This is a genomic window from Stenotrophomonas maltophilia group sp. Smal13 (assembly GCF_030236855.1).
GTDB lineage: Bacteria > Pseudomonadota > Gammaproteobacteria > Xanthomonadales > Xanthomonadaceae > Stenotrophomonas > Stenotrophomonas maltophilia_A.
This window is the reverse complement of record NZ_JASJSQ010000026.1, coordinates 34,895-56,758: the sequence shown is the minus strand read 5'-3', so window position 1 is coordinate 56,758 and position 21,864 is coordinate 34,895. Positions and strand designations below refer to the sequence as shown.

The 21,864-nt window shown below is 66.2% G+C and carries 25 protein-coding genes; 15 read left to right on the top strand and 10 right to left on the bottom strand.

Features of this window, described 5'->3' with window-relative positions; translation table 11 throughout:
* From QRO95_RS11210 to QRO95_RS11195, 4 genes are all read right to left on the bottom strand, one after another.
* Nucleotides 1-604 (bottom strand): AAA family ATPase (locus tag QRO95_RS11210; protein ID WP_285302561.1); only part of this gene is annotated, 604 nt, incomplete at its 3' end.
* A gap of 286 nt (nt 605-890) precedes the next feature.
* Nucleotides 891-1,529, bottom strand: coding sequence for an outer membrane lipoprotein chaperone LolA (lolA, locus tag QRO95_RS11205; RefSeq protein ID WP_285302560.1), 639 nt, complete (start codon nt 1,527-1,529; stop codon nt 891-893).
* 111 nt (nt 1,530-1,640) lie between these two features.
* Entirely contained in the window at nt 1,641-3,584 is a 1,944-nt protein-coding gene (locus tag QRO95_RS11200) for a DUF3857 domain-containing protein (protein WP_285302559.1), read from the bottom strand.
* Nucleotides 3,585-3,623: 39 nt separating this feature from the next.
* Nucleotides 3,624-5,984: a DNA translocase FtsK gene (locus QRO95_RS11195; protein WP_032127351.1), complete on the bottom strand. Its 2,361-nt coding sequence runs from the start codon at nt 5,982-5,984 to the stop codon at nt 3,624-3,626.
* Nucleotides 5,985-6,217: 233 nt separating this feature from the next.
* Here QRO95_RS11195 and trxB point away from each other — a divergent pair, with 233 nt between their 5' ends.
* Nucleotides 6,218-7,189 carry a thioredoxin-disulfide reductase gene (gene trxB / locus QRO95_RS11190; RefSeq protein WP_197581033.1) on the top strand — a complete coding sequence of 324 codons (972 nt, stop codon included), beginning with the start codon at nt 6,218-6,220 and terminating at the stop codon, nt 7,187-7,189.
* Between the two features lie 102 nt (nt 7,190-7,291).
* Nucleotides 7,292-8,416: a GNAT family N-acetyltransferase gene (locus QRO95_RS11185; RefSeq protein WP_285302558.1), complete on the top strand. Its 1,125-nt coding sequence runs from the start codon at nt 7,292-7,294 to the stop codon at nt 8,414-8,416.
* 85 nt (nt 8,417-8,501) lie between these two features.
* Here the strand turns inward: QRO95_RS11185 and QRO95_RS11180 are convergent, their stop codons facing one another.
* Both QRO95_RS11180 and QRO95_RS11175 read right to left on the bottom strand, forming a co-directional pair.
* Nucleotides 8,502-9,167 carry a hypothetical protein gene (locus tag QRO95_RS11180; RefSeq protein ID WP_285302557.1) on the bottom strand — a complete coding sequence of 222 codons (666 nt, stop codon included), beginning with the start codon at nt 9,165-9,167 and terminating at the stop codon, nt 8,502-8,504.
* A gap of 60 nt (nt 9,168-9,227) precedes the next feature.
* Entirely contained in the window at nt 9,228-9,770 is a 543-nt protein-coding gene (locus tag QRO95_RS11175) for a hypothetical protein (protein ID WP_285302556.1), read from the bottom strand.
* A gap of 72 nt (nt 9,771-9,842) precedes the next feature.
* Between QRO95_RS11175 and aat the strand changes: the two genes are divergently transcribed.
* The 4 genes from aat to QRO95_RS11155 all read left to right on the top strand — a co-directional run bounded on the left by aat (nt 9,843) and on the right by QRO95_RS11155 (nt 11,839).
* Complete coding sequence (aat, locus tag QRO95_RS11170; RefSeq protein WP_285302555.1) at nt 9,843-10,583, top strand: leucyl/phenylalanyl-tRNA--protein transferase; 741 nt, start codon at nt 9,843-9,845, stop codon at nt 10,581-10,583.
* 86 nt (nt 10,584-10,669) lie between these two features.
* A complete protein-coding gene (gene infA / locus QRO95_RS11165; RefSeq protein ID WP_005409596.1) occupies nt 10,670-10,888 on the top strand; it encodes a translation initiation factor IF-1 in 219 nt (72 codons plus the stop codon).
* Between the two features lie 171 nt (nt 10,889-11,059).
* The gene (locus QRO95_RS11160; RefSeq protein WP_049399363.1) at nt 11,060-11,332 is read left to right on the top strand and encodes a hypothetical protein; all 273 of its coding nucleotides are present in this window, start codon (nt 11,060-11,062) and stop codon (nt 11,330-11,332) included.
* Nucleotides 11,333-11,461: 129 nt separating this feature from the next.
* Nucleotides 11,462-11,839, top strand: a complete 378-nt coding sequence (locus tag QRO95_RS11155) for a hypothetical protein (protein WP_285302554.1) — start codon at nt 11,462-11,464, stop codon at nt 11,837-11,839.
* 48 nt (nt 11,840-11,887) lie between these two features.
* On the opposite strand, the gene QRO95_RS11150 is transcribed toward QRO95_RS11155, so the two are convergent.
* The 3 genes from QRO95_RS11150 to clpA all read right to left on the bottom strand — a co-directional run bounded on the left by QRO95_RS11150 (nt 11,888) and on the right by clpA (nt 14,931).
* Complete coding sequence (locus tag QRO95_RS11150; RefSeq protein WP_285302553.1) at nt 11,888-12,175, bottom strand: HigA family addiction module antitoxin; 288 nt, start codon at nt 12,173-12,175, stop codon at nt 11,888-11,890.
* Nucleotides 12,176-12,183: 8 nt separating this feature from the next.
* The gene (locus QRO95_RS11145; RefSeq protein WP_125895706.1) at nt 12,184-12,462 is read right to left on the bottom strand and encodes a type II toxin-antitoxin system RelE/ParE family toxin; all 279 of its coding nucleotides are present in this window, start codon (nt 12,460-12,462) and stop codon (nt 12,184-12,186) included.
* A 183-nt stretch (nt 12,463-12,645) separates the two neighbouring features.
* On the bottom strand, nt 12,646-14,931 hold the full coding sequence (gene clpA / locus QRO95_RS11140) for an ATP-dependent Clp protease ATP-binding subunit ClpA (protein ID WP_049421950.1): 2,286 nt from the start codon (nt 14,929-14,931) through the stop codon (nt 12,646-12,648).
* Between the two features lie 138 nt (nt 14,932-15,069).
* Between clpA and QRO95_RS11135 the strand changes: the two genes are divergently transcribed.
* Nucleotides 15,070-15,882: an APH(6) family putative aminoglycoside O-phosphotransferase gene (locus QRO95_RS11135; RefSeq protein WP_285302552.1), complete on the top strand. Its 813-nt coding sequence runs from the start codon at nt 15,070-15,072 to the stop codon at nt 15,880-15,882.
* Nucleotides 15,883-16,020: 138 nt separating this feature from the next.
* Here the strand turns inward: QRO95_RS11135 and clpS are convergent, their stop codons facing one another.
* Nucleotides 16,021-16,347, bottom strand: a complete 327-nt coding sequence (clpS, locus tag QRO95_RS11130; protein WP_006444529.1) for an ATP-dependent Clp protease adapter ClpS — start codon at nt 16,345-16,347, stop codon at nt 16,021-16,023.
* Between the two features lie 112 nt (nt 16,348-16,459).
* On the opposite strand from clpS, the gene QRO95_RS11125 reads away from it, so the two are divergent.
* The 8 genes from QRO95_RS11125 (at nt 16,460) to QRO95_RS11090 (ending at nt 21,837) form a co-directional block, all read left to right on the top strand.
* A complete protein-coding gene (locus QRO95_RS11125) occupies nt 16,460-16,933 on the top strand; it encodes a hypothetical protein (protein WP_032127360.1) in 474 nt (157 codons plus the stop codon).
* Nucleotide 16,934: 1 nt separating this feature from the next.
* Nucleotides 16,935-17,396, top strand: coding sequence for an NUDIX hydrolase (locus QRO95_RS11120; protein WP_125895709.1), 462 nt, complete (start codon nt 16,935-16,937; stop codon nt 17,394-17,396).
* Complete coding sequence (gene mnmA / locus QRO95_RS11115; protein WP_285302551.1) at nt 17,393-18,535, top strand: tRNA 2-thiouridine(34) synthase MnmA; 1,143 nt, start codon at nt 17,393-17,395, stop codon at nt 18,533-18,535. Before QRO95_RS11120 ends, mnmA begins: the two co-directional genes overlap by 4 nt.
* The gene (hflD, locus tag QRO95_RS11110) at nt 18,532-19,146 is read left to right on the top strand and encodes a high frequency lysogenization protein HflD (protein ID WP_032127363.1); all 615 of its coding nucleotides are present in this window, start codon (nt 18,532-18,534) and stop codon (nt 19,144-19,146) included. The genes mnmA and hflD overlap by 4 nt, the downstream gene beginning before the upstream one ends.
* A 164-nt stretch (nt 19,147-19,310) precedes the next feature.
* Nucleotides 19,311-20,501, top strand: a complete 1,191-nt coding sequence (locus QRO95_RS11105; RefSeq protein ID WP_010485867.1) for a methyl-accepting chemotaxis protein — start codon at nt 19,311-19,313, stop codon at nt 20,499-20,501.
* A gap of 98 nt (nt 20,502-20,599) precedes the next feature.
* Nucleotides 20,600-20,815, top strand: coding sequence for a hypothetical protein (locus QRO95_RS11100; protein WP_049399379.1), 216 nt, complete (start codon nt 20,600-20,602; stop codon nt 20,813-20,815).
* 97 nt (nt 20,816-20,912) lie between these two features.
* Entirely contained in the window at nt 20,913-21,260 is a 348-nt protein-coding gene (locus tag QRO95_RS11095; RefSeq protein ID WP_285302550.1) for a hypothetical protein, read from the top strand.
* Between the two features lie 112 nt (nt 21,261-21,372).
* A complete protein-coding gene (locus tag QRO95_RS11090) occupies nt 21,373-21,837 on the top strand; it encodes a hypothetical protein (RefSeq protein ID WP_285302549.1) in 465 nt (154 codons plus the stop codon).
* The last annotated feature ends 27 nt before the right edge of the window (nt 21,838-21,864 follow it).

Genomic DNA, 21,864 nt, shown 5'->3' with positions numbered 1-21,864 from the left:
AGCTCGGCAGCGATTCCAACAGGGTCAGCGCACGGCGCACGTCGCCGTCGGCGGCGGTGGCGATTTCCAGCAGTAGTTCGGGAGCGACCTCGATGCCCTCCTCGACCAGGCCGCGTTCGCGGTCACCCAGCGCACGCTCCAGCGCCTCGACGATGTCGGTGGGCGAGACGCCCTCCAGCACATGCACGCGGCAGCGCGACAGCAGCGCCGAGTTCAGCTCGAACGACGGATTCTCGGTGGTGGCACCGACGAACAGAATGGTGCCGCGCTCGATGTGCGGCAGGAACGCATCCTGCTGCGCCTTGTTGAAGCGATGCACCTCGTCCACGAACAGCACGGTGCGGCGACCTTCGGCAAACCGCTGCGCGGCCTCGGCCAGCACCTGGCGCACTTCCGGCAGGCCGGACAGCACCGCGGAGATCGCACGGAACTCGGCGTCGGAATACTCGGCCAGCAGCAGTGCCAGCGTGGTCTTGCCGCAGCCCGGCGGCCCCCACAGGATCATCGAATGCACGCGACCGGACTCGACCGCGCGACGCAGCGCGCTGTCCGGCGCCAGCAGGCGCTTCTGCCCGACCATTTCGTCGAGGGTGCGTGGGCGCATGCGCTCGGCCAGTGGGCGCAGATGTTCCCGATCGACGCTCAGCAGATCGGGGCCGGGGAAGGAAGTTGAACGATGTCTTGCCACACGCTCATTGTACCGCGAGAGCGTGCCAACCAAGGTTGGCACCCACCAAGGCGGTGCCGGTTGACACCCGCCAGAGCAGATAGCGCCAGGCCGTGCTTGGTAGCGGATCAAGCTGCAGGGATCGGTAGTGCCGGCCGCTGGCCGGCAGATCAAAAGCGTGTCAACCAAGGTTGACACCCACCAAGGCGTTTCCGCCCAGAGATCAGTTACCGATGACGTCGGTGCCCTTCGGCGGGGTAAAGCTGAAGGTGCCGGCAGCAAAGCCCGGGTTACGCTTCCAGCCACTGAAGCTGATCACGGTGCGCTGGCCGACGGCGTCGGTGATTTCCATCTTGGCCAGGCCCTGGGCATTGAAGCCCAGCGCGGCGTACTGGAAGCTGGCTTCGGTCTCGCGCTTCGGCGACAGCGACAGCCACTGCAGGCCGTCGCGCTGCGCGGCCTCTTCGCTGACGTCGTACTGCTGCTCCAGCAGCGCCGGGTTGATCAGCGCGGTCAGCGGGCTGTTCTGCTCTTCCTTGCCCTGCTCGCGAACAGTGGCCTGCTCCAGGTCCGGCTCGTACATCCAGACCTTCCTGCCGTCGGCCACGATCAGCTGTTCGTGCGGGCGCACGTATTCCCAGCGGAACAGGCGCGGCGCGGACAAGGCCACGCGGCCGCTGGTCGATTCCTTGACCTTCCCGCGGCTGTCGAACACCTGCTGGCTGAACTGGCCATCCAGGCCCTTCAGGCCACTGGTGAAGGTCTTCAGGTCATCGCGGGCGCCAGCCCAGGCGCTGCCGGCGGCGGCGCAGGCCACGGCCAGGGTGGTGGTGGCAAGGAAACGGCGGAGGCGGAAGTTCATGCGGGAATCCTGTGGGCGCGGGCGCCAGGAAAGGTGGTTGCCAGTGTGCCCGGGGAAAGATGAATGGGCGATCAGGGCGACATTATGCCGCCCCGAACGTCCATCGGCGATTCAGCCGCCGGAACCCGGCAGCTTGCCGTACAGCACCTGCCCGCGGAAGCCGCGCCGCACTTCGCGGTACAGCGCGCGGAACGCCGGATAGTCCTGCGGCTGGCACAGCGCCTCTGGTCCACGCACCGCATTCTGCTGCAACCGGTGATGGACGATCACGTCCTGGCCCTCGCGGCTCCAGTCCACGCGATACTCGCCGGCGGCGTTGGTGAAACGCTGGCTGGCCGGGATGGCGATGATCGGCGCATTGGCCGGGAACTGCAGGCGATAGGTTTCCTCGCGCAGGCTGGCGTTGCAGTAGAACGGCGTCTCGTTGGCCGGCGCCGAGGCGGTGGCGTACAGGCCACGCACCGATTCGCCACCCGGCGGGTCCGGCACAGCCATGCCGCCGGCCACGCTGAAGTCGGCGTAGTCCTCGGCCTGGAACGCCATGCGGTAGCCAAACGGCCGGGTCAGGTCGACCGGCACGCCCTGGATCTGCAGCTGCCCTCGCCCATCGAAACCGGACGCGGCCATGATCTGCTCTTCAGCGCGCGCACGGTTCTGCGCGTTGAGCTGGGAGAACTGGGCGCGCATGCCGATCTCGGCGTTCTCGCCCAGCTTCGGAATCGTCTCGCCGCGCAGGTTGCCGTTGGCGTCGAAGGTGAAGCGCACCTCCATCGAGGTGGCATTGCGCTCCGGCGTATTGGCCGGGGTGCGCGCCAGTGAGGCGTCGCGGGTACGCATCACCGGTGCACCGAGGTCGCCTTCCGGCAGCTGGCCGAAGCGCGCCCACGCGGTGGTCGAATCCAGGTACAGATCGAACTCGGGAATGTAGGTGATGGCGTGGTTGAAGCGGCCCAGCACCGGGATCTTCGGCAGCGTCGGGCCACCGCTGGCACCGATCAGCACCGGCGAGCTGGCGATGCCCTTGGCCGCCAGCAGCGCCTCCAGGATCGTCACATGGTCCTTGCAGTCACCATAGTGGTTGTCGAGGATGCTCTGCGCACTGTTCGGCTCCAGGCCACCATTGCCCAGGTACACCGCCACGTAGCGGATGTTCTGCGCCACCCAGCGGTACAACGCGTCGGCCTGCTCGCGACGGTCGCTGATGCCAGCAGTGATCTCATCGGCCAGCGCCTGCAGTTCCGGCGTGACCTGCGCGGCCGGGCCGGCCTTGAGCTGGTAGGCGCGACCCATCTGCGACCAGTCACGATAGGTACTGGCCATGATGTTCGGGCCGAACTCCCAGCCTGCCGCCGACCAGTTCTGTGCCGGCATGGCCTCGCGCCGCTGGTAGCGCCAGCGCCACTGCGCCTGGCCGTTCTTCACCGTCGGGCGATCGCTGCCCTGCACGCCGCGGCTGTCGACGAACATCGGCAGGTTGGCCGGCGCACTCAGGGTGACCTCGGCGTCCTCGTACTCGGTGAAGACGTTGAAGGTCTCCCACAGGCCGAAGTAGCCGGGGAAGTACGGCGTGGCCTGGGTGCGGCGTACCTGGTAGAACAGGCGCGTGCCCGGGGCCAGGTTCGGGAACACGATCACCCGCACCTTGCGGTCGGCATACATCGCCGCCGAGGCGCTGGAATAGCTTTCCTGGGTGTAGATGCGGTCAGCCGGCACGTCGCGGCGCTGGCCGTCGGCGGTGATGGTGTAGGCACCGAGTACTTCCAGCGTCTCCATCTTCTCGCTGTAGCTCAGCCGCACCTGGCTGAACTGCTCGACGGAGGCCTTGGTCTTGAGCAGGACTTCGTAGGTTTCGGTCTGCACATTGCCCGCATCCGGCCGCACCTGGTAGTCGGCGCGGTAACGGACAATGCTGAAATTATTGCTGGCTTCGGTATCGCCGCTGGTGGAAGGCGGCGCCGTGGCGGGCGCGGAGGTGGCGGTGTCTGCCAGTGCCGGGCCGGCAGCCAGGAAGGCTGCCAGCGCCAGTGCCAGCGCGCTTGGTACGGGGTGAAGCATGCGTCGGTTCCTTGGACGTCGTGGGGGATACGTCGGGTCTTACTTCGGCGGCGGCGGTGCCAGCACCGTGCGGTCGCCGTTGTGCTCGGGCGGACTGACCACGCCGGCCGCTTCCATGGCCTCGATCAATCGCGCTGCACGGTTGTAGCCGATCTTCAGCCGGCGCTGCACGCCGGAAATCGAGGCACGGCGGGTCTCGGTGACCACCCGCAGCGCTTCGTCATACAACGGGTCGGACTCATCGCCGGCAGAGCTGTTCTCGGGCAGGCCGGTGGCGCCGACGACCACGCCGTCGCCCATCGTCTGCACTTCGTCCAGCACGCCGTCGACATAGTCGGCCGGGCCCATCGCCTTGAGGTGTTCAACCACGCGATGCACTTCCTCGTCGGAGACGAAGGCGCCGTGCACGCGCTCGGGCATGGCGGTACCCGGCGGCAGGTACAGCATGTCGCCGTGGCCGAGCAGGGTTTCTGCGCCGGACTGGTCGAGGATGGTGCGCGAGTCGATCTTGGAACTGACCTGGAAGGCGATGCGGGTCGGGATGTTGGCCTTGATCAGGCCGGTGATCACGTCCACCGACGGGCGCTGCGTGGCCAGGATCAGGTGGATGCCGGCCGCACGCGCCTTCTGTGCCAGGCGCGCGATCAGCTCTTCCACCTTCTTGCCGACGATCATCATCATGTCGGCGAATTCGTCGATGAAGATGACGATGAACGGCAGCGTCTCCAGCGGACGCGGCGCCTCGCCCAGTTCCGGGTTCGGCTTGAACAGCGGGTCCATCAGTGGCTGGCCGGCGTCCTGGGCTTCCTTCACCTTCTTGTTGAAGCCCGCCAGGTTGCGCACGCCCACCGCGCTCATCAGCTTGTAGCGGCGCTCCATCTCGGCCACGCACCAGCGCAGGCCATTGGCGGCCTCCTTCATGTCGGTGACCACCGGCGCCAGCAGGTGCGGGATGCCCTGGTAGACGCTCAGTTCGAGCATCTTCGGGTCGATCATCAGCATCCGCAGGTCTTTCGGCGAGGCCTTGAACAGCAGGCTCAGCACCATCGCGTTGACCGCCACCGACTTGCCCGAACCGGTGGTACCGGCCACCAGCAGGTGCGGCATGCGCGCCAGGTCGGCCACGGTCGAGCGGCCAGCGATGTCCTTGCCCAGCGCCAGGGTCAGCACGCTGGCCGACTTGTCGTATTCCTTCGAACGCAGCAGCTCGGAGAGGTAGATCATCTCGCGGGTGACGTTGGGAATTTCCAGGCCGATCACCGATTTGCCCGGAATGACGTCGACCACGCGCACCGACTTCACCGACAGGCCGCGCGCGATGTCCTTGTCCAGCGAACTGATCTGGCTGACCTTGATGCCCGGCGCCGGCTCGATCTCGAAGCGGGTAATGACCGGGCCGGGGTTGGCGCCGACCACCTGGGCGTCGATGCGGAAATCCTTCAGCTTGAACTCGATCTGCCGCGACAGCGCGTCCAGGGTTTCCTTGTCGTAGCCCACCGGCTGCGGCTTGGGGTCATCCAGCAGGGCCAGCGGCGGCAGGTCCGAGCCGTCGCCGTTGACGCCCCGGAACATCGGAATCTGCGTGTCGCGCTTGGCCCGGTCACTCTTCTCGATCACCGGTTCCGGGCGCGGCTCGATCTTCACCGGCTCGCGCTTGGCGCGCACCTCGGCATCGGCCTTGCGCACTTCCTGGCGCTCCTCGCGCATCACCCGGGTCTGCTGCCACTCGGTGACTTCTTCCTTCTTGCGCGCCAGCAACGGCGCCAGCGACATCACGCCGCGGCCGATCTTCTCCATCACCGTGAACCAGGACAGCCCGGTGGCCAGGGTGATCGAGGCCAAGAGCAGCACCAGCACGAACAGGTTCGCGCCCAGCGCACCGAAGCCCACCGTGAGCGAATTGCCGACCAGCTTGCCGAGGATGCCGCCGGCACTGGAGACGTCGCCACTGAACAGGCGCACATGCAGGAAGCCGGTGCCGGCGATCAGGAAACCGACCAGGCCGACCAGGCGCAGCGCCGGGTCCAGATCGTTCTCGCCCTTGCTCTCGCGCTTGAGGCCGAACATGGCGATCCACGCCAGCGCGCCCAGCACCACCGGCAGCAGGAAGGCGATGTAGCCGAACAGCTGCAGCAGCACGTCGGCGATCCAGGCGCCGGCGCGACCACCCAGGTTGTGCACCGGCGCGACCACGCTGCCGGTGTGCGACCAGCCCGGGTCGGTCGCTGAATAGGTGAACAGACTGGCCGCCAGATACAGCAGCGCCGGCGCGATGGCGATCAGGCCAAGGTCGCGCCAGAGGCGTTGGCGGCGTGGATTGTCGGTCGTCGCCGCCGCGGCCGTGCGACGTGACGCCTTGCTGTCGTCGGACTTGGAGCGTTCGGGGACCTGCTTCGCCACCTTAGACCATACCTTTGGAATGCGCTGTTAGTGATTGATAATAAATGAGACGGCGTCAGTTTTCAGTTATGCGACATCTGACAGGGCAATCGGAGGGCCGGAACTACTGCTGGATGACGGCGTTCTGTTCATCGGCTTGAATCGCCCTGCCCCAGCCGCCACTCTATGACCAGCCACGGATGCTGCGCAAACATCGCCAGCGCCTTGTCCCATCTACTTTTTCGCGAGTCTACATGAGCACCAGCCTGCCCTCCCGCCACCAGCGCCTCGTCATCCTCGGTTCCGGCCCGGCCGGTTGGACCGCCGCCGTCTACGCCGCCCGCGCCAACCTGAAGCCGGTCGTCATCACCGGCCTGCAGCAGGGCGGCCAGCTGATGACCACCACCGAGGTGGACAACTGGCCGGGCGACGCCCACGGCCTGATGGGCCCGGACCTGATGGCGCGCATGCAGGCCCACGCCGAGCGCTTCGAGACCGAAGTCATCTTCGACCACATCCACACCGCCGACGTGTCGCAGCGCCCGTTCAAGCTGATCGGCGACAGCCACGAGTACACCTGCGATGCCCTGATCATCGCCACCGGCGCCACCGCCAAGTATCTGGGCATCCCGACCGAGGACGAGTTCAAGGGCCGCGGCGTGTCTGCCTGCGCCACCTGTGACGGCTTCTTCTACCGCGACCAGGACGTGGTCGTGGTCGGCGGCGGCAACACCGCCGTGGAAGAGGCGCTGTACCTGTCCAATATCGCCCGCAAGGTCTACCTGGTCCACCGCCGCGACACCCTGAAGGCGGAAAAGATCATGCAGGACAAGCTGTTCAAGAAGGTCGCCGAAGGCAAGATCGAGACCGTCTGGCACCATCAGGTTGAAGAAGTGCTGGGCAATGATGCCGGCGTGACCGGCGTGCGCGTGAAGTCCACGCTGGACGGCAGCACCCGCGACATCGACGCCCACGGCTTCTTCGTGGCCATCGGCCACCACCCGAACACCACCCTGTTCGACGGCCAGCTGGCGATGAACAACGGTTACCTGGAAATCCGCTCGGGCCTCGGCGGCAATGCCACCCAGACCTCGGTGGAAGGCGTGTTCGCCGCCGGCGACGTGGCCGACCAGCACTACCGCCAGGCGATCACCTCGGCCGGTTTCGGCTGCATGGCCGCACTGGACGCCGAGCGCTACCTGGACGCACAGGGCAAGGCCGGCTGAGAGGCTGACCCGCTCCTGTAGGGTCGAGCCATGCTCGACTCCGGATAAAAGGCCGACGCCGGTGCGTCGGCCTTTCTGTTTCATCTGCCCTATCCTTCCCCCATGCCCTCCTCCCGTTTCCTCGACTCCCTGCAGTCCGTTTCCGCCACCGACTGGGATGCCCTGCACGACGGCCGCAACCCTTTCGTCAGCCACGCCTTCCTCTCGGGCCTGGAACAACATGGCTGCCTGCGCGAGGACTGGGGCTGGCAGCCCCGGCACTTCACGCTGTGGGAGGGCAACACGCTGGTCGGCGCCATTCCGGGTTACCTGAAGACCAACTCCCACGGCGAATTCGTGTTCGACCATGCCTGGGCCAACGCGTATGCCCGTCATGGCCGCGACTACTATCCGAAGTGGCTGGGCGCGGTGCCGTACTCGCCGGTCACCGGCCCGCGCCTACTGGCCCGTCACGATCTGGAGCGCGCCGCGTTGCTGTCGGCATTGCGCGAGACGCTGCCGACGCTGGACGTCTCCTCGGCCCATATCAACTTCCACACCGCAGGTGACGAGGCGTTGTTCGGCGATGACTGGCTGCTGCGCGAGGATGTGCAGTTCCAGTGGCAGAACCCGGGCGACTGGGCCACGTTCGAGCAGTTCCTCGGCGCGATGGACCACAAGCACCGCAAGAACATCCGCCAGGAACGGGCCAAGGTCACCCGCCAGGGCATCACCTTCCGCGTGGTGCACGGCGACGAAGCCAGCCGCGCCGACCTGCAGGCGATGTACCGCTTCTACCTGCAGACCTTCCTCGAGTACGGCAATGCCCCGGCGCTGACCGAGACCTTCCTGCGCCATCTGGCGATATCCCTGGGGCGCGGGCTGGTGCTGTTCCTGGCCGAACAGGACGGCGAGCTGATTGCCGGCGCGCTATGCCTGCGCGGTGGAGACACGCTGTACGGCCGTTACTGGGGCGGCGCCACCCTGCCCGGCCTGCACTTCGAGGCCTGCTACTACCAAGGCATCGAGTATTGCCTGCGCGAAGGGCTGACCCGCTTCGAGCCGGGCGCACAGGGCGAGCACAAGCTGGCACGCGGTTTCCTGCCGACGCTGGTGCACAGCCGGCACTGGGTGGCCGATCCGGACTTCGCGGAAGCGCTGCAGGAGTGGTGCCGGCAGGAGCGACAGAGTGTGCGGCGCTACCAGCAGGAGCTGCAGGGGCATGGGCCGTTCCGCGTAGAACCGTAGAGGCGCGCTTGCTCGATTGGCGCGGTGCCGAAAAGCGTGCCAACCAAGGTTGGCAACTGCCAAGGCAATAGCGAGGGCGCTGTGCTCAGGTGCACTGCCAGAAGTGCCCGCTCACCCGGCACTTTGCACACCAGAACGTATAGAGCATGCCGCCGCTGCCCCACAGCAGCGTGCCCTCACCCGTGGTCGGCAGTGTCGAATCCAGCTGCATCACGAACGGCATCTCTTCGCCGCAATCGATGCACGCCGGGTACCAGGCACTCTGCACCCAGCTCGGCGCGCCGCCCACGCGCGACAGGTTCTGCCGATGATTGGACTGGCCCCAGTCCTGTTGTTGCCAGCGCGCACTGTCCATGGCGACCAGACCCACCTCGGCCTGCATCAGGTCGCCACTGTCGGTGGGTGTGTTCGGTACCTCACGGTGCTGGCTGGGGTGGCAGCTGGGCAGGCCGGCCGCATCATGGCGATAGAAACGCACGGGCGGGTCTTCCCAGCCGCAGCAGTCCAGGCACAGCCCCAGCGTGATCTCGCCCGACGCGCCCGGCTGCAGCGCGGCGACATCGGTCTGCAGCAGGCGCTGCAGCGGCGCATGGCAGCTGCTACACAGCGCTTCCAGCGGCCCTCCCATCTGCCCAGCATGGTGTACCTGCCCATCATTCCAGGTCGGGTGCAGGCGCCAGATGCGCCTGCGCCAGCTCGGCTCGTCCGCCTGCTGCGCGCGATGCTGTTCGCGGCCGAAGCGGAAGTGCAATGGCCGCTCGCCATGCAGGCGACGCGGCTGCGGACCTTCGGCGACGCCGGCCCAGTGCGCTCAGACCTCGGCATCCAAGCGCCCCCAGTCGACCAGGTAGCCGCGAGCAATGGCGTAGGTTTCGGGCTGGACGGCGAGCAGCAGCGCCCTGGCCCGCGCCATTTCGCGATCGTCATCGGCTTCGGCCAGGATCTGCGCCCAATGCGCGGCCGTCGCGCTGGGCAGGCCCTGCCAGACCTGCGCGGCCAACTGCACCTCATTCTCACTGGCGACCGCCAGCAATGCCTCCCAATCGCCCTGCAGCACCTGCGGCGCCTGATAGCTGGCGAACTCCATCACGCTCGTCAACACGTCACCGCGCTCGCCCGCGCGATAGCGGCGCCACGCGTCGGCCGCGACCGCGGGCACCGCGTCATCCGGCAGCAGGTCCAGTGCCATGTCGAGGAAGGCCGAGCCCGGCGAAGGCCGCGCCAGCGCCTGCAGCATCAACTCTCCCAGCTGACGCGGCTGTTCAGTGGCCAGCGACAGCAGCATGCCTTGGCTGTCGTTGCGCGTGCGCGGGGCGTCATGCAGGTCGAGGATGGCGCTGATCGAGTCACTCATTCGGAGGCTCCTTGCCGGTGAACAGTGATGGTGCCAGACATCACGAATCACCACGACGAATACAATGGCCCCATGACCCGCCAGCTGCCCTGGCGCCTGGCCGATGCGCCGGACGCCCCCTTCCCTCCGGCCGAGACCGCACTGCGCCAGCCCGATGGCCTGCTGGCGGTGGGCGGCGACCTGCATCCGGTGCGTCTACTCAATGCCTACGCCGGCGGTATCTTTCCGTGGTTCAGCGAGGGTGAGCCAATCCTGTGGTGGTCGCCGGACCCGCGCATGGTGTTCCGCACCGACGGCGTGCATCTGTCCAGCCGCTTCCGCCGCCAGCTGCGCAGCAGCACGTGGGAGATCACCGCCGACACCGCCTTCAGCCAGGTGATGCGCGCCTGCGCCGCCGCACCACGCCCTGGCCAGGACGGTACGTGGATCAGCCCGGCGATGGTCGAGGCCTACAGCCAACTGCACGACCTTGGCTTCGCCCATTCCTTCGAAGTCTGGGATCGGCAGACACTGGTCGGCGGCATCTACGGCGTCGCGATCGGCGCCATGTTCTTCGGCGAGAGCATGTTCAGTGGCGCCAGTGGCGGCTCCAAGATCGCCCTGGCCGCGTTGGCAGCCACCCTGCGTGGCTGGAGCTGGGAACTGATCGATGCCCAGGTGGAGAATCCGCACCTGCTGCGGATGGGCGCCGAGCACCTGCCGCGCGCGGACTTCCTGGAGCACGTCCGTCAGGCCGTACACCGTGACGGCCGTGAAGGCCCCTGGACCCAGGCGGTAGGACGCTTGCCAGCACAGCGTTTGGCCGGGGGTTAACACAAACTTTGCAAGCCGGGCCCATCACGCGTAAAATACCGCGCCTTAGGCCCAGCGTGGCCGTTTTCTGAACCGCACAGGACTACATGTCGAAAGACGATTCCATCGAGTTCGAGGGCACCGTCAGCGAGACGCTGCCGAACACCACTTTCCGCGTTCGTCTGGAAAATGGGCACGAAATCATCGCCCACATCTCCGGCCGCATGCGCAAGAACTACATCCGCATCCTCACCGGTGACCGGGTCAAGGTTGAAATGACCCCGTACGACCTGACCAAGGGTCGTATCACCTACCGCATGAAGTAAGCGGTCGGCGCATTGCGCCACTCCGACAGGGCCGGCCTCGCTGCTGGCCCTTTGTCGTGCGCGGAAGAAAGCGACCGGCACCGGGACCGCTCGATTTTCGTCCCTGTCCGAAATACCGCATCGCGCCGCGACTCTAGACTCAATGCGTTCTTCACAGAAGGCGTTGCGCGCATGACCTACCTGATCGTCCTGGACCCCCAGTCCGTCACCAGCCGCTGCTACGCCAGCAAGGGCCCGGACGGCACCTGGTTCGGCCAGCCCTGCCTGGTCTGCACCAGCATGGACGCCTCGCACCCGCTGTACCTGGCCGTGCAGCGCGAGATTCCGCATATGGGCAGCACCCTCAAGCAGCGCCTGCACATTCCGCACGAGGCGGTCGCCTTTGTCATCGAAGACGGCGGCGACCAGGGGCGCCAGCAGGGATTCCGTTCGATCGCGGCCTGAGGCGCCAAAGGTCATCGTGACCGATCTCACCGTGGCGTCGGTCAGCCCTGCTTGCGGCAGATTCGCATTTGCAGCGGCGGCGGCATCTTGGGATCCGATCCAGTCCGGATCGCTGCCCCCTGCCCCGCCATGAACCTGTCTTCCCTGCTCATCCCCCTGGCTTTGTCTGCCGTCACCCTGCTGGCGTCGTCCGCCCATGCCGCCGACACCGCGCCGGCACAGTGCGTATCACTGACCGGCGAACAGCAGATCGTTCGCGCCGGCGCCGACAAGAACATCCTGCTTCGCTCCGGCGAAGACCACTATGTTGTGCATTTCCGCAACAGCTGCCCTTCTGCCGTACTGGCCACCCGCCTCGGCTTCAAGACCGACGGCAAAGAAGCTGACGAGCTGTGCAGCGAGGGCCGTAGCGCACTGGACACAGGTCGCGGCAGCTGCGAGGTTGCACGCATCGAGAGGAACGAAACCGGGCGATTCAAGCGTGAGGCGCGCCGCCGCAGCCGCTGACCCCAGACAGGACAAGGGCGGCCGAAGCCGCCCTTGTCGCGATATACGTCAACGCGTCGCGGCAACCAGCGACAACACTCTCGGTTGCGCGCGCTGCCGTGCCAACCAGAGATCGTAGCTGGATTGCAGCCCCATCCAGAGAACCGCAGTACTCACCCCCGCCATCTCAAGGCGGATGGCCAGGTCAGGACTGATGCCCGCCTTGCCGTTCAGAACCCGCGAAAGGGCTACCCGCGACATTGCCAGGCGCTCGGCCGCTTCGGTCACAGACAGATCCATTGGATCAAAGACCATTGCCTTGATCGCCTGCCCGGGATGCGGATGGTGATGAATCATGCGCGGCCTCAGTGATAGTCCAGGTAATCCAGCAGCTCCACGTCGCTGCCGGCGAAACGGAAGGTAATCCGCCAGTTTCCATTGACCCATACAGACCAATGCCCTTTCAGGCCGCCCCGGAGCTTATGCAGACGCAATCCAGGCATGGCCAGATCCTCAGGACCCGAAGCAACATCCAGGATCGACAGGATCAACAACACCTTGCTGGCGTGACTGTGGCGGATTCCACTGCTACTGCCGGAACGGTAGAGCCGCTCGAGGCCCCTGTGGCGAAAACCGATGATCATCACTGTATCCTGTATCGTTTCGCGATACAAACAGGGCAACACCCTATCGCGACCAGAAGACAGCATTGGCACCTCCGTTCCGTTCAAGCAAGGCCGCGGACGACAGCCCCACTGGAAACAACAAGGGCGGCCGAAGCCGCCCTTGTCATTTCCAGTCTTTCACGCCAAGCCTATGGCATCAGCTCATTCCACCGTGACCGGCAGCAGCCGCTCCGGCTCGGCCTGGGTCTCGACCACCAGCTCGTCGTCGCGGACGTCGATGCTGACCTTGCCACCGTTGACCAGCTTGCCGAACAACAGCTCGTCGGCCAGCGGACGCTTGATCTTGTCCTGGATCACGCGGGCCATCGGGCGGGCACCCATCAGCGGGTCGAAACCATGGTGGGCCAGCCAGTCGCGCGCGGTCGGGGTGGCCGACAGGCTGACGTGCTTGTCCTGCAGCAGCATCTCCAGCTCGATCAGGAACTTGTCGACTACGCGCAGGATGTGCTCGAAGCCCAGCGCCTGGAACTGCACCACCGCGTCGAGGCGGTTGCGGAATTCCGGGGTGAAGCTGCGGCGGATGGTCTCCATCGCGTCGGTGGCATGGTCCTGCTTGGTGAAGCCGATCGAACGCCGCGAGGCCTGCGCCGCACCGGCATTGGTGGTCATCACCAGCACGACGTTCTTGAAGTTGGCTTCACGACCGTTGGTATCGGTCAGCACACCGCGGTCCATCACCTGCAACAGGATGTTGAAGATGTCCGGATGCGCCTTTTCGATTTCGTCCAGCAGCAGCACGCAGTGCGGCGTCTTGACGATCTTCTCGGTCAGCAGGCCACCCTGGTCGAAGCCGACGTAGCCCGGAGGCGCACCGATCAGGCGGCTGATCGAATGCGGCTCCATGTACTCGGACATGTCGAAGCGGACCAGCTCGATGCCCAGCTGCAGCGCCAGCTGCTTGGTCACCTCGGTCTTGCCGACACCCGTGGGACCGGCGAACAGGAAGTTGCCGATCGGCTTTTCCGGGTTGCCCAGGCCCGAACGGGCCAGCTTGATCGCCGAGGACAGCGTCTCGATGGCCGGGTCCTGGCCGAAGATCACCATCTTCAGGTTGCGCTCCAGGTGCTGCAGCACATCCTTGTCGGTGGCGCTGACCTGCTTGGTCGGGATACGCGCCATCTTGGCGACGATCGCCTCCACTTCCTCGACGTCGATCAGCTCCTTGCGCTGGCCTTCCGGCAGCAGGCGCTGGCGGGCGCCCGCCTCGTCGATCACGTCGATGGCCTTGTCCGGCAGCAGGCGGTCGCCGATGTGCTTCACCGACAGGTCCACCGCAGCCTGCAGCGCCTCGTCGGAATAGGTCACACCGTGGTGCAGCTCGTACTTGGACTTCAGGCCCTGCAGGATCTCGTAGGTCTCGCCGACGGTCGGCTCGACGATGTCGATCTTCTGGAAGCGGCGGGCCAGCGCCCGATCCTTCTCGAAGATGCCACGGTACTCCTGGAAGGTGGTCGAGCCGATGCAGCGCAGCTCACCGGACGCCAGCGCCGGCTTGATCAGGTTGGACGCATCCATCGTGCCGCCCGACGCCGAACCGGCACCGATGATGGTGTGGATCTCGTCGATGAACAGCACTGCATTGGGCACCTTCTTCAGCGCGGTCAGCACGCTCTTCAGGCGCTTCTCGAAGTCGCCGCGGTACTTGGTGCCAGCCACCAGCGCGCCCAGGTCGAGCGAATAGATCACCGCATCGGCCAGAACGTCGGGCACCGAGCCCTCGACGATGCGGCGGGCCAGGCCCTCGGCGATGGCGGTCTTGCCTACGCCCGCCTCACCCACGTACAGCGGGTTGTTCTTGCGGCGGCGGCACAGGACCTGGATGGTGCGCTCGATCTCGTCGGCTCGGCCAACCAACGGGTCGATGCGACCGGCCCGGGCCTGTTCGTTGAGGTTGCTGGCGAACTCGGTCAGGGCATCACCCTTCGGCTCGCCCTCCCCGCCTTCGATGCGGCCTTCGCCCTCGGAGGAGGACGACGGCTGCTCGCCTTCCTCGCCCAGCTTGGCGATGCCGTGGGACAGGTAATTGACCACATCCAGCCGGGTGACATCCTGCTGGTTGAGATAGTAGACGGCGTGCGAGTCCTTCTCGCCGAAGATGGCGACCAGCACATTGGCGCCGGTGACCTCCTTCTTGCCCGAGGACTGCACGTGGTAAACGGCCCGCTGCAACACGCGCTGGAAGCCCAGGGTCGGCTGGGTATCGCGGCCGTCATCTTCGGCCAGGCGGGACACGGAGGCCTCGATGGCCTGCTCCAGCTCCTGGCGCAGGCGTTCGGCGTCGGCGCCACAGGCCTTCAGTACGGCCTGGGCGGACGGGTTGTCGAGCAGTGCCAACAGCAGGTGTTCGACCGTCATGAACTCATGCCGGGCCTCACGGGCGCGCTTGTAGCACTGGCCGATGGTGTGTTCGAGGTCTTTGCTGAACATGGATTACTCCGGCGGCAGATGGGGACAATATGCGGCCTGACTACGCGATTTCCATCACCCTAGCGGATTGCTGCGTTCAGATGGCGTTATCAGTGCGAATCGCTTGATCTTCATTCACTCCAGGACAGCCCACCCGGCATGAGCGAACCCTACCTGAGCCGCTGGCGATTGCGGCGTGATGGCGCAGCCATCGAAACGCCCCATGCCCGGCTCTGGCCGGTGCTGACCGCCACCGGCGAGCCGGCCATGCTGAAGATCAGCAGCGAAACCGAAGAGCAGAACAGCCATCGCCTGCTGCGTTGGTGGGACGGTGACGGCGCCGCCCGCCTGCTGACCCACGAGGGGCCGGCGATCCTGATCGAACGTGCCGGCGGCGACTCGCTGCGGCAACGCTCGATCAAGGGCGACGATGACACCTGCACCACGGTCCTGTGCCAGGTCCTGCAACGGCTGCACCGGCCACGGGGCGCGCCGCCAGCGGAACTGGTCTGCCTGCGAACATGGTTCGCCGACCTGCTGCAGCCAAGGGCTGCGCTGCCGACACTGCTGGAACAGTGCAGATCACTGGCGGAGGGACTGCTGCAGCAGGAACAGGAGATCCGGCCGCTGCACGGCGACCTGCACCACGACAACGTGCTGGATTTCGGCGCGCGCGGCTGGTTGGCGATCGACCCGAAGCGGCTGCTGGGCGACCGCGCGTTCGATTACACGACGATGTTCAGCAATCCGGACCTGTGCGGCCCCGGCATCCATGTGGCCACCCGACCCGAGCGGTTTGCCACCCGGCTGGAACAGGTCGGCGCGCTGGCGGGCCTGGAACGCACGCGCCTGCTGCGTTGGATCGCAGCCAGCGCGGGGCTGTCAGCGGCGTGGTTCCGGGATGATGGCGACCCCGCCGAAGTCGACGAGGCGGTGGCGAGAATGGCGCTGGAGGCGTTGGCGGAGGGCTGATCCCGCGCTCTGGTAGATGCCCACCTTGGTGGGCACGCCCCATCCATTATCGATACAGGCCCCTGCCTTGGTAGGTGCCCACCTTGGTGGGCACACCGGGTCCGGAGTCGATGTGCCCGGACGAAAACCGGCAGCCGGTCAGGCCTTTTCCATCGTGCACAGCAGCGGGTGCTGGTTCATCCGCGAATACTCGTTGACCTGGGCGACCTTGGTCTCGGCCACTTCGCGGGTGAACACCCCGCACACGCCGCGGCCACGGGTATGGACGTGCAGCATCACCTGCGTGGCCTTGTCCAGGTCCATGCTGAAGAACTGCTGCAGCACGTCCACCACGAAATCCATTGGGGTGTAGTCGTCGTTGAGCAGCATCACCTGGTAGAACGGCGGCGGCGCCACTTCCGGGCGCGCGGGCTCCACGGCAACGCCGTGCTCGTGATGGGAATCGGGGGAAGACTCATGGGGCATCTGCCCATTATAGAGGCACGGGCCAGCCTGCGTCGGCCTGCCGCAGATTGGACGGCACGCACGCCCACCGTCACAATTGCACCCTCTCTCAACACTGTTTCACAGGATCTTCATGAAAAGGACCCTTCTTCCCGCCCTGCTGATCGCCCTGGCCGCCGCCGGCTCCGCCGCCGCCGAGACCCAGGCCGACAAGGCCGTGGCCCGCCACCTGGACAAGCTGGGCTATACCTACGAGGTCGACGAGGACGGCGACTACCGCATGGTGTTCGACGTCGAGGGTGATCGCACCCAGATGGTCTACGTGCGCTCGTCGGTGGAAGATTTCGGCACCCACAACATCCGCGAGATCTGGTCGCCGGCCTACAACGCCAAGACCAAGCAATTCCCGGTGGCCGTAGCCAACCGCCTGCTGGAAGATTCGCAGGACGCCAAGATGGGCGGCTGGGTGAAGCAGGACACCACCGCCATGTTCGTGGTCAAGATCGACGCCGATGCCACGGCCGACCAGCTCAGCGACGCCATCGATGCGGCCATCCGCACCGCCGACGCCATGGAGCTGGAACTGACCAAGAAGGACGAGTTCTGAGTTGAACACCACGCCGGACCCGCGCTGGGCACCGCACGCCACTGTCGCCACCGTAGTGGTCGACGGCGGCCGCGTGCTGCTGGTCGAGGAGACCATCGACGGCCGCCAGGTGCTGAACCAGCCGGCCGGCCACCTCGAGCCGGGCGAAAGCCTGGCCGAGGCAGCCCTGCGCGAGACCCGCGAGGAAACCGGCTGGACGGTGCAGCTGACCCACTTCATAGGCTGCTACCAGTGGACGGCCGGCGACGGCACCACCTTCCTGCGCTTCTGCTATGCGGCGCGTCCGGTCTCGCACGACCCGGCGCAGCCGCTGGACACCGGCATCGATCGCGCGCTGTGGCTGACCCCGGCCGAGCTGCAGGCCGCCACGGTGCGCCTGCGCAGCCCGCTGGTCTGGCAGGTGGTGGCTGATTTCCTGGGTGGCCAGCGCCATCCGCTTTCGCTGGTCCGGGAGGTCGCATGAGCACTCCGCGCGTGATGGTGGGCGTCTCTGGTGGCGTCGACTCTTCGGTCGCCGCCTGGCGCCTGGTGCAGCAGGGCGAGGCCGTAGCCGGTCTGTTCATGCAGAACTGGGCCGACGACGGCAGCGGCGACTGCCGCGCCGAGGACGACCGCCGCGATGCGGTGGCCATCTGCGGCCTGCTCGGTATCCCGTTCCACTTCCGTGATTTCTCCAGCGAGTACTGGCAGGGGGTGTTCGAGCACTTCCTGGCCGAGTACGCGGCCGGCCGCACCCCGAACCCGGACGTGCTGTGCAACCGCGAAGTGAAGTTCAAGCATTTCCTGGACGCCGCCCGCGAGCTGGGCGCCGAGCGCATCGCCACCGGCCACTACGCGCGAGTGGCCCAGCGCGGCCACCAGTGGCTGCTGCTGCGCGGCGCAGACCGCTCCAAGGACCAGAGCTACTTCCTGCACCAGCTGGGCCAGGCGCAGCTGGCGGCCACCCTGTTCCCGATCGGCGACCTGGAAAAGACCGACCTGCGCCGAATCGCGCGTGACGTCAGCCTGCCGACCCACGCCAAGAAGGACTCCACCGGCATCTGCTTCATCGGTGAGCGCGACTTCCGCGAATTCCTCGGCCGCTACCTGCCGGCCAAGCCCGGGCAGATCCTGGACCCGGCCGACGGCAGTGTGATCGCCGAGCACCCAGGCGTCTTCTATTTCACCCTGGGCCAGCGCGAGGGCCTGAACATCGGCGGCGTGCGTGGCCGCCCGGCCGCGCCGTGGTACGTGGTCGGCAAGGATGTGGCCAGCAACGTGCTGTACGTGGACCAGGACCGCGACAGCAAGTGGATGCTGTCCGACCGCCTGCGCTCGGAAACCGCGCACTGGATTGCCGGCGCGCCGCCGGCACGGCGCTTCGAATGCACCGCCCAGACCCGCTACCGCCAGCCCGACGAGCCGTGTACGGTCGAGGTGCTGGACGATGGCAGCGTGCTGGTCACCTTTGCGCGCCCGCAGCGCGCCGTTACCCCTGGTCAATCGCTGGTGCTGTATGACGGTGATGTGTGCCTGGGCGGCGCGGTGATCGCCGCCACCGATGCGCCGCTGGAACAGCGCCTGCGCACCACCCCTTCCCCTTTTGAGGTAATCGCTGCATGAGTTTCACTGTCGACGACCGCGTCCTGGCCTTGGCCGGCATTGCCCAGGCCCTGCAGCAGGTACGCCGCATCGCCGATACCGGCCATTCCGACGCCGCTGCCGTGCGCACCGCCGTGGACAGTGTGTTCCGCGTCGACGCGTCTTCGCCGCAGGAGGTGTTCGGTGACCGCCATGCATTGAAGGCTGGGCTGCGCCTGCTGCACAACTACTTCCGCAGCCAGGGCCAGGACCCGATCCTGCCCAAGCTGGCCCTGTCAGTGCTGCAGCTGGAGCGCCGCTTCGTGCAGGACGGCGCCACCGTGAACAAGGTCGCCTCGGGCATCGAACGCGCCCAGCGCCAGGCCGTCGAGCTGGGCGACAGTGGCCACCCGGACGTGCTGGCCAACCTGGGTGGCCTGTACGCCGACACCATCAGCCACCTGAAGCCGCGGGTGATGGTGCAGGGCAACCCGCATTACCTGGGCCAGGCCGGTGTGGTCGCCGAGATCCGCGCCCTGCTGCTGGCCGCGGTGCGCTCGGCGGTGCTGTGGCGGCAGCTGGGCGGCAGCTACTGGGACTTCCTGTTCAGCCGCAAGGCGATGATCGAGGCCGTGGACCGCCAGCTGGCCTGAGCCCCATGGGGTCGGATCCCTTTCCGGCAAGGAAAGGGCTCTGACCCCGAAGCCGCCGAGGCGTCGGAAAACCGGCGCATTCAGAATGCACTTCGAGGCATTTCGACGTTAAAGAGAAAGGGGGTACGGCCGATACATCCTCCGTGCACCTCCCGAGAACGTCCATGTACTCACGCATTTTCATCCGTCTGGCCGCCCCCCTGGCTCTGACCCTGCTGCTCCCCTTCGCCATCGGTTTCGAATGGCCGGCCGCCCTGCGCTGGGCGATCCTGACCACGATGACGCTGAGCTGGCTCGGCTTTGCGTGGTGGACCACCCGCGCCCAGGCGCACCGTTCCCCGGAACACGCCCGTGTCCTGCGTGAGCAGGACCAGCTGCTGACCGAACTGCGCAACTTCGTCGGCAACGAGATCGACGGTTCGCGTGGCGAAGTGGAACGCGCCCGTGACCTGATCCGCCAGGCGGTGTCCAGCCTGGGCGGCAGCTTCGACGCCATGAACCGCAAGTCGCGCCAGCAGAGCCAGGCCCTGTCGCGCATCGTCGATCGTGCCGGTGATGAAGGCAATGCCGGCCTCGACGTTGCCCGTTTCGCCCAGCACGCCAGCCATCGCATGGAGCAGCTGGTGGAAGCACTGGAACAGGTGAGCGGCCAGAGCAGCACCACCGTGCAGCACATCGACCAGATGGCGCAGCACCTGGATGGCATCTTCGCGCTGCTGGAAGACGTCAAGTCGATCGCCGACCAGACCAACCTGCTGGCGCTGAACGCCGCCATCGAAGCCGCGCGTGCCGGTGAAGCCGGTCGTGGCTTCGCGGTGGTCGCCGACGAAGTGCGCAACCTGTCCGAGCGCTCGACCACCTTCAACGAGCAGATCCGCAAGCTGGCGCACAGCTCCAAGGACGCCATCGCCAAGGTGCGCGAGACGGTCTCGCACATGGCCTCGCGTGACATGGACCGCTCCCGCGAAGCGCGCCAGGAAGCGGCGGCGATGCTCGACAACGTGGCGCAGATCAACGCTTCGCTGGGCGACGGCATGCGTGAAGTGTCCGAGTGCGCCCGTTCGATCGATGGCAGCGTGGCCGAGGCCGTGCGCGCCCTGCAGTTCGAAGACATCGCCACCCAGGCGCTGGGCGGCGTGCACACCCACCTGGACCGCCTGACCGCGATCAACCGCGAGGCGGTGGCCCTGCAGGAACTGCTGCACCGCAATGGCGGCGTGTTCGACGAAGAGATCGCCACCGCCCTGCAGCGCACCGGCAGCCGCCTGCGCGAACTGCGCAGCGAATGGGAACGCCCGCCGCACAAGCCGGTTGCCCAGCAGAGCATGGGCGCCGGCACCGTCGAGCTGTTCTGATCCTGATGTCCGCTGCCGCCGCCGGCAGCCCGCAAGGCCCCGGTTCGTCCGGGGCCTTTGCCTGTAACCCGCCGTTGGATGCATCCTGTACACGCACCATGACCCTGATCCGCGCCCTGCCCTCCCTCGCCGACACCGAGCGCCCGCGCAACGCGAGCGTGCGTGAGCAGCTGCAGCAGCTGGAAGAGGTGGCCCGCGAGGAGATCCGCGAATTGCAGCAGCTGGCCGATGCGCGCCCTGCCCTGTCCCGCACGGACGACGCGCTGCTGGGTCTGGCGTGGGACCTGGGGTTGGATGGGGAAGCCTTGAGGTAGATCCACGCCATGCGTGGATGGTCTTCACCACCACCCGCTCCAAACCCATGGCATGATCCGCCCATGCCACCTACGGCTGGACACGGAGTGTCGTCGCATGAGCACCACGTTCATGACCTGGCTGGGATTTGCTGTGATGGTGCTCATCGCGGTCACCTTCACCTGGCGCCCCGCCTACGCCACTTTGCGGCCACCCCGGCATAGACCTGTCGCATTCCTGTTCGGCAGCCTGCTCTTCATGCTGATGGCCTTTCTATTTGCCTGGGCGCCGGCAACTGCCATCAACACCGGGCATGTTCATCTGAGCCATCACCGCTCCGGCACCATTGATGCATGGCGGGACATCGAGCCGATGACCTTCTGGCTGATCATCGTCGCGGAGTACGCGTTCGGGCTGTTGATCGTCAGCTATTCCATTGCAGGCATCGCATTGATGAAACGGTAGATCCACGCCATGCGTGGATGCATGCGATCGCCCTTCCACCCTTTCGGACTTGTTGCATGGTGTGGATCACAGACCCGGGGCACACTCGTCGCTCTCCCTCCCTGGTGGCCGCATGGCATTCAATTCCGAAGAAGCGCGAGAAACCTTCGAACAGTTTCTGATCATCATGGACGATCAGATTGAATGGCTGATCGAACAAGCACAGCTCCGCGGCGTCGACCTTGACGGCAGCCTGGAGAGCCTTGATCGCCTGGAGACGCTGTACACGACGATGGCTGCAACGTTGTCGGAGGACGAACAGGATGGCCTGAGGATTGTGTTTGCACGATATCTGGGCGATGTAGTGTGGGAGCATCACGGCGGCAAATGGACCCTGCCACTGGATGATCCAAAAGACATCAATTTCAACATGCCGGTTATCGTGGGGCACTCATCCTGCCCGTGGCTGGAATTCAATCCCATCCATACGATGCATTGCTATGCCCTACGCCCAAAGGCTGGAATGCTCCGAAGCATCGTCGCGCACAGTGTTGATCCACAGATACTGGATCTCAGCGATCTGGTGGAAGAGGATTGAACCCAAGGAGACTGCTCGATTCACTGG

Excerpts from the sequence above, each read along its gene's own strand:
- lolA (WP_285302560.1), bottom strand. The coding sequence starts at position 1,529 with ATGAACTTCCGCCTCCGCCGTTTCCTTGCCACCACCACCCTGGCCGTG.
- QRO95_RS11200 (WP_285302559.1), bottom strand. The coding sequence starts at position 3,584 with ATGCTTCACCCCGTACCAAGCGCGCTGGCACTGGCGCTGGCAGCCTTC.
- trxB (WP_197581033.1), top strand. The coding sequence starts at position 6,218 with ATGAGCACCAGCCTGCCCTCCCGCCACCAGCGCCTCGTCATCCTCGGT.
- QRO95_RS11185 (WP_285302558.1), top strand. The coding sequence starts at position 7,292 with ATGCCCTCCTCCCGTTTCCTCGACTCCCTGCAGTCCGTTTCCGCCACC.
- QRO95_RS11175 (WP_285302556.1), bottom strand. The coding sequence starts at position 9,770 with ATGAGTGACTCGATCAGCGCCATCCTCGACCTGCATGACGCCCCGCGC.
- aat (WP_285302555.1), top strand. The coding sequence starts at position 9,843 with ATGACCCGCCAGCTGCCCTGGCGCCTGGCCGATGCGCCGGACGCCCCC.
- infA (WP_005409596.1), top strand. The coding sequence starts at position 10,670 with ATGTCGAAAGACGATTCCATCGAGTTCGAGGGCACCGTCAGCGAGACG.
- QRO95_RS11160 (WP_049399363.1), top strand. The coding sequence starts at position 11,060 with ATGACCTACCTGATCGTCCTGGACCCCCAGTCCGTCACCAGCCGCTGC.
- QRO95_RS11155 (WP_285302554.1), top strand. The coding sequence starts at position 11,462 with ATGAACCTGTCTTCCCTGCTCATCCCCCTGGCTTTGTCTGCCGTCACC.
- QRO95_RS11150 (WP_285302553.1), bottom strand. The coding sequence starts at position 12,175 with ATGATTCATCACCATCCGCATCCCGGGCAGGCGATCAAGGCAATGGTC.
- QRO95_RS11145 (WP_125895706.1), bottom strand. The coding sequence starts at position 12,462 with ATGATCATCGGTTTTCGCCACAGGGGCCTCGAGCGGCTCTACCGTTCC.
- clpA (WP_049421950.1), bottom strand. The coding sequence starts at position 14,931 with ATGTTCAGCAAAGACCTCGAACACACCATCGGCCAGTGCTACAAGCGC.
- QRO95_RS11135 (WP_285302552.1), top strand. The coding sequence starts at position 15,070 with ATGAGCGAACCCTACCTGAGCCGCTGGCGATTGCGGCGTGATGGCGCA.
- clpS (WP_006444529.1), bottom strand. The coding sequence starts at position 16,347 with ATGCCCCATGAGTCTTCCCCCGATTCCCATCACGAGCACGGCGTTGCC.
- QRO95_RS11125 (WP_032127360.1), top strand. The coding sequence starts at position 16,460 with ATGAAAAGGACCCTTCTTCCCGCCCTGCTGATCGCCCTGGCCGCCGCC.
- mnmA (WP_285302551.1), top strand. The coding sequence starts at position 17,393 with ATGAGCACTCCGCGCGTGATGGTGGGCGTCTCTGGTGGCGTCGACTCT.
- hflD (WP_032127363.1), top strand. The coding sequence starts at position 18,532 with ATGAGTTTCACTGTCGACGACCGCGTCCTGGCCTTGGCCGGCATTGCC.
- QRO95_RS11105 (WP_010485867.1), top strand. The coding sequence starts at position 19,311 with ATGTACTCACGCATTTTCATCCGTCTGGCCGCCCCCCTGGCTCTGACC.
- QRO95_RS11100 (WP_049399379.1), top strand. The coding sequence starts at position 20,600 with ATGACCCTGATCCGCGCCCTGCCCTCCCTCGCCGACACCGAGCGCCCG.
- QRO95_RS11095 (WP_285302550.1), top strand. The coding sequence starts at position 20,913 with ATGAGCACCACGTTCATGACCTGGCTGGGATTTGCTGTGATGGTGCTC.
- QRO95_RS11090 (WP_285302549.1), top strand. The coding sequence starts at position 21,373 with ATGGCATTCAATTCCGAAGAAGCGCGAGAAACCTTCGAACAGTTTCTG.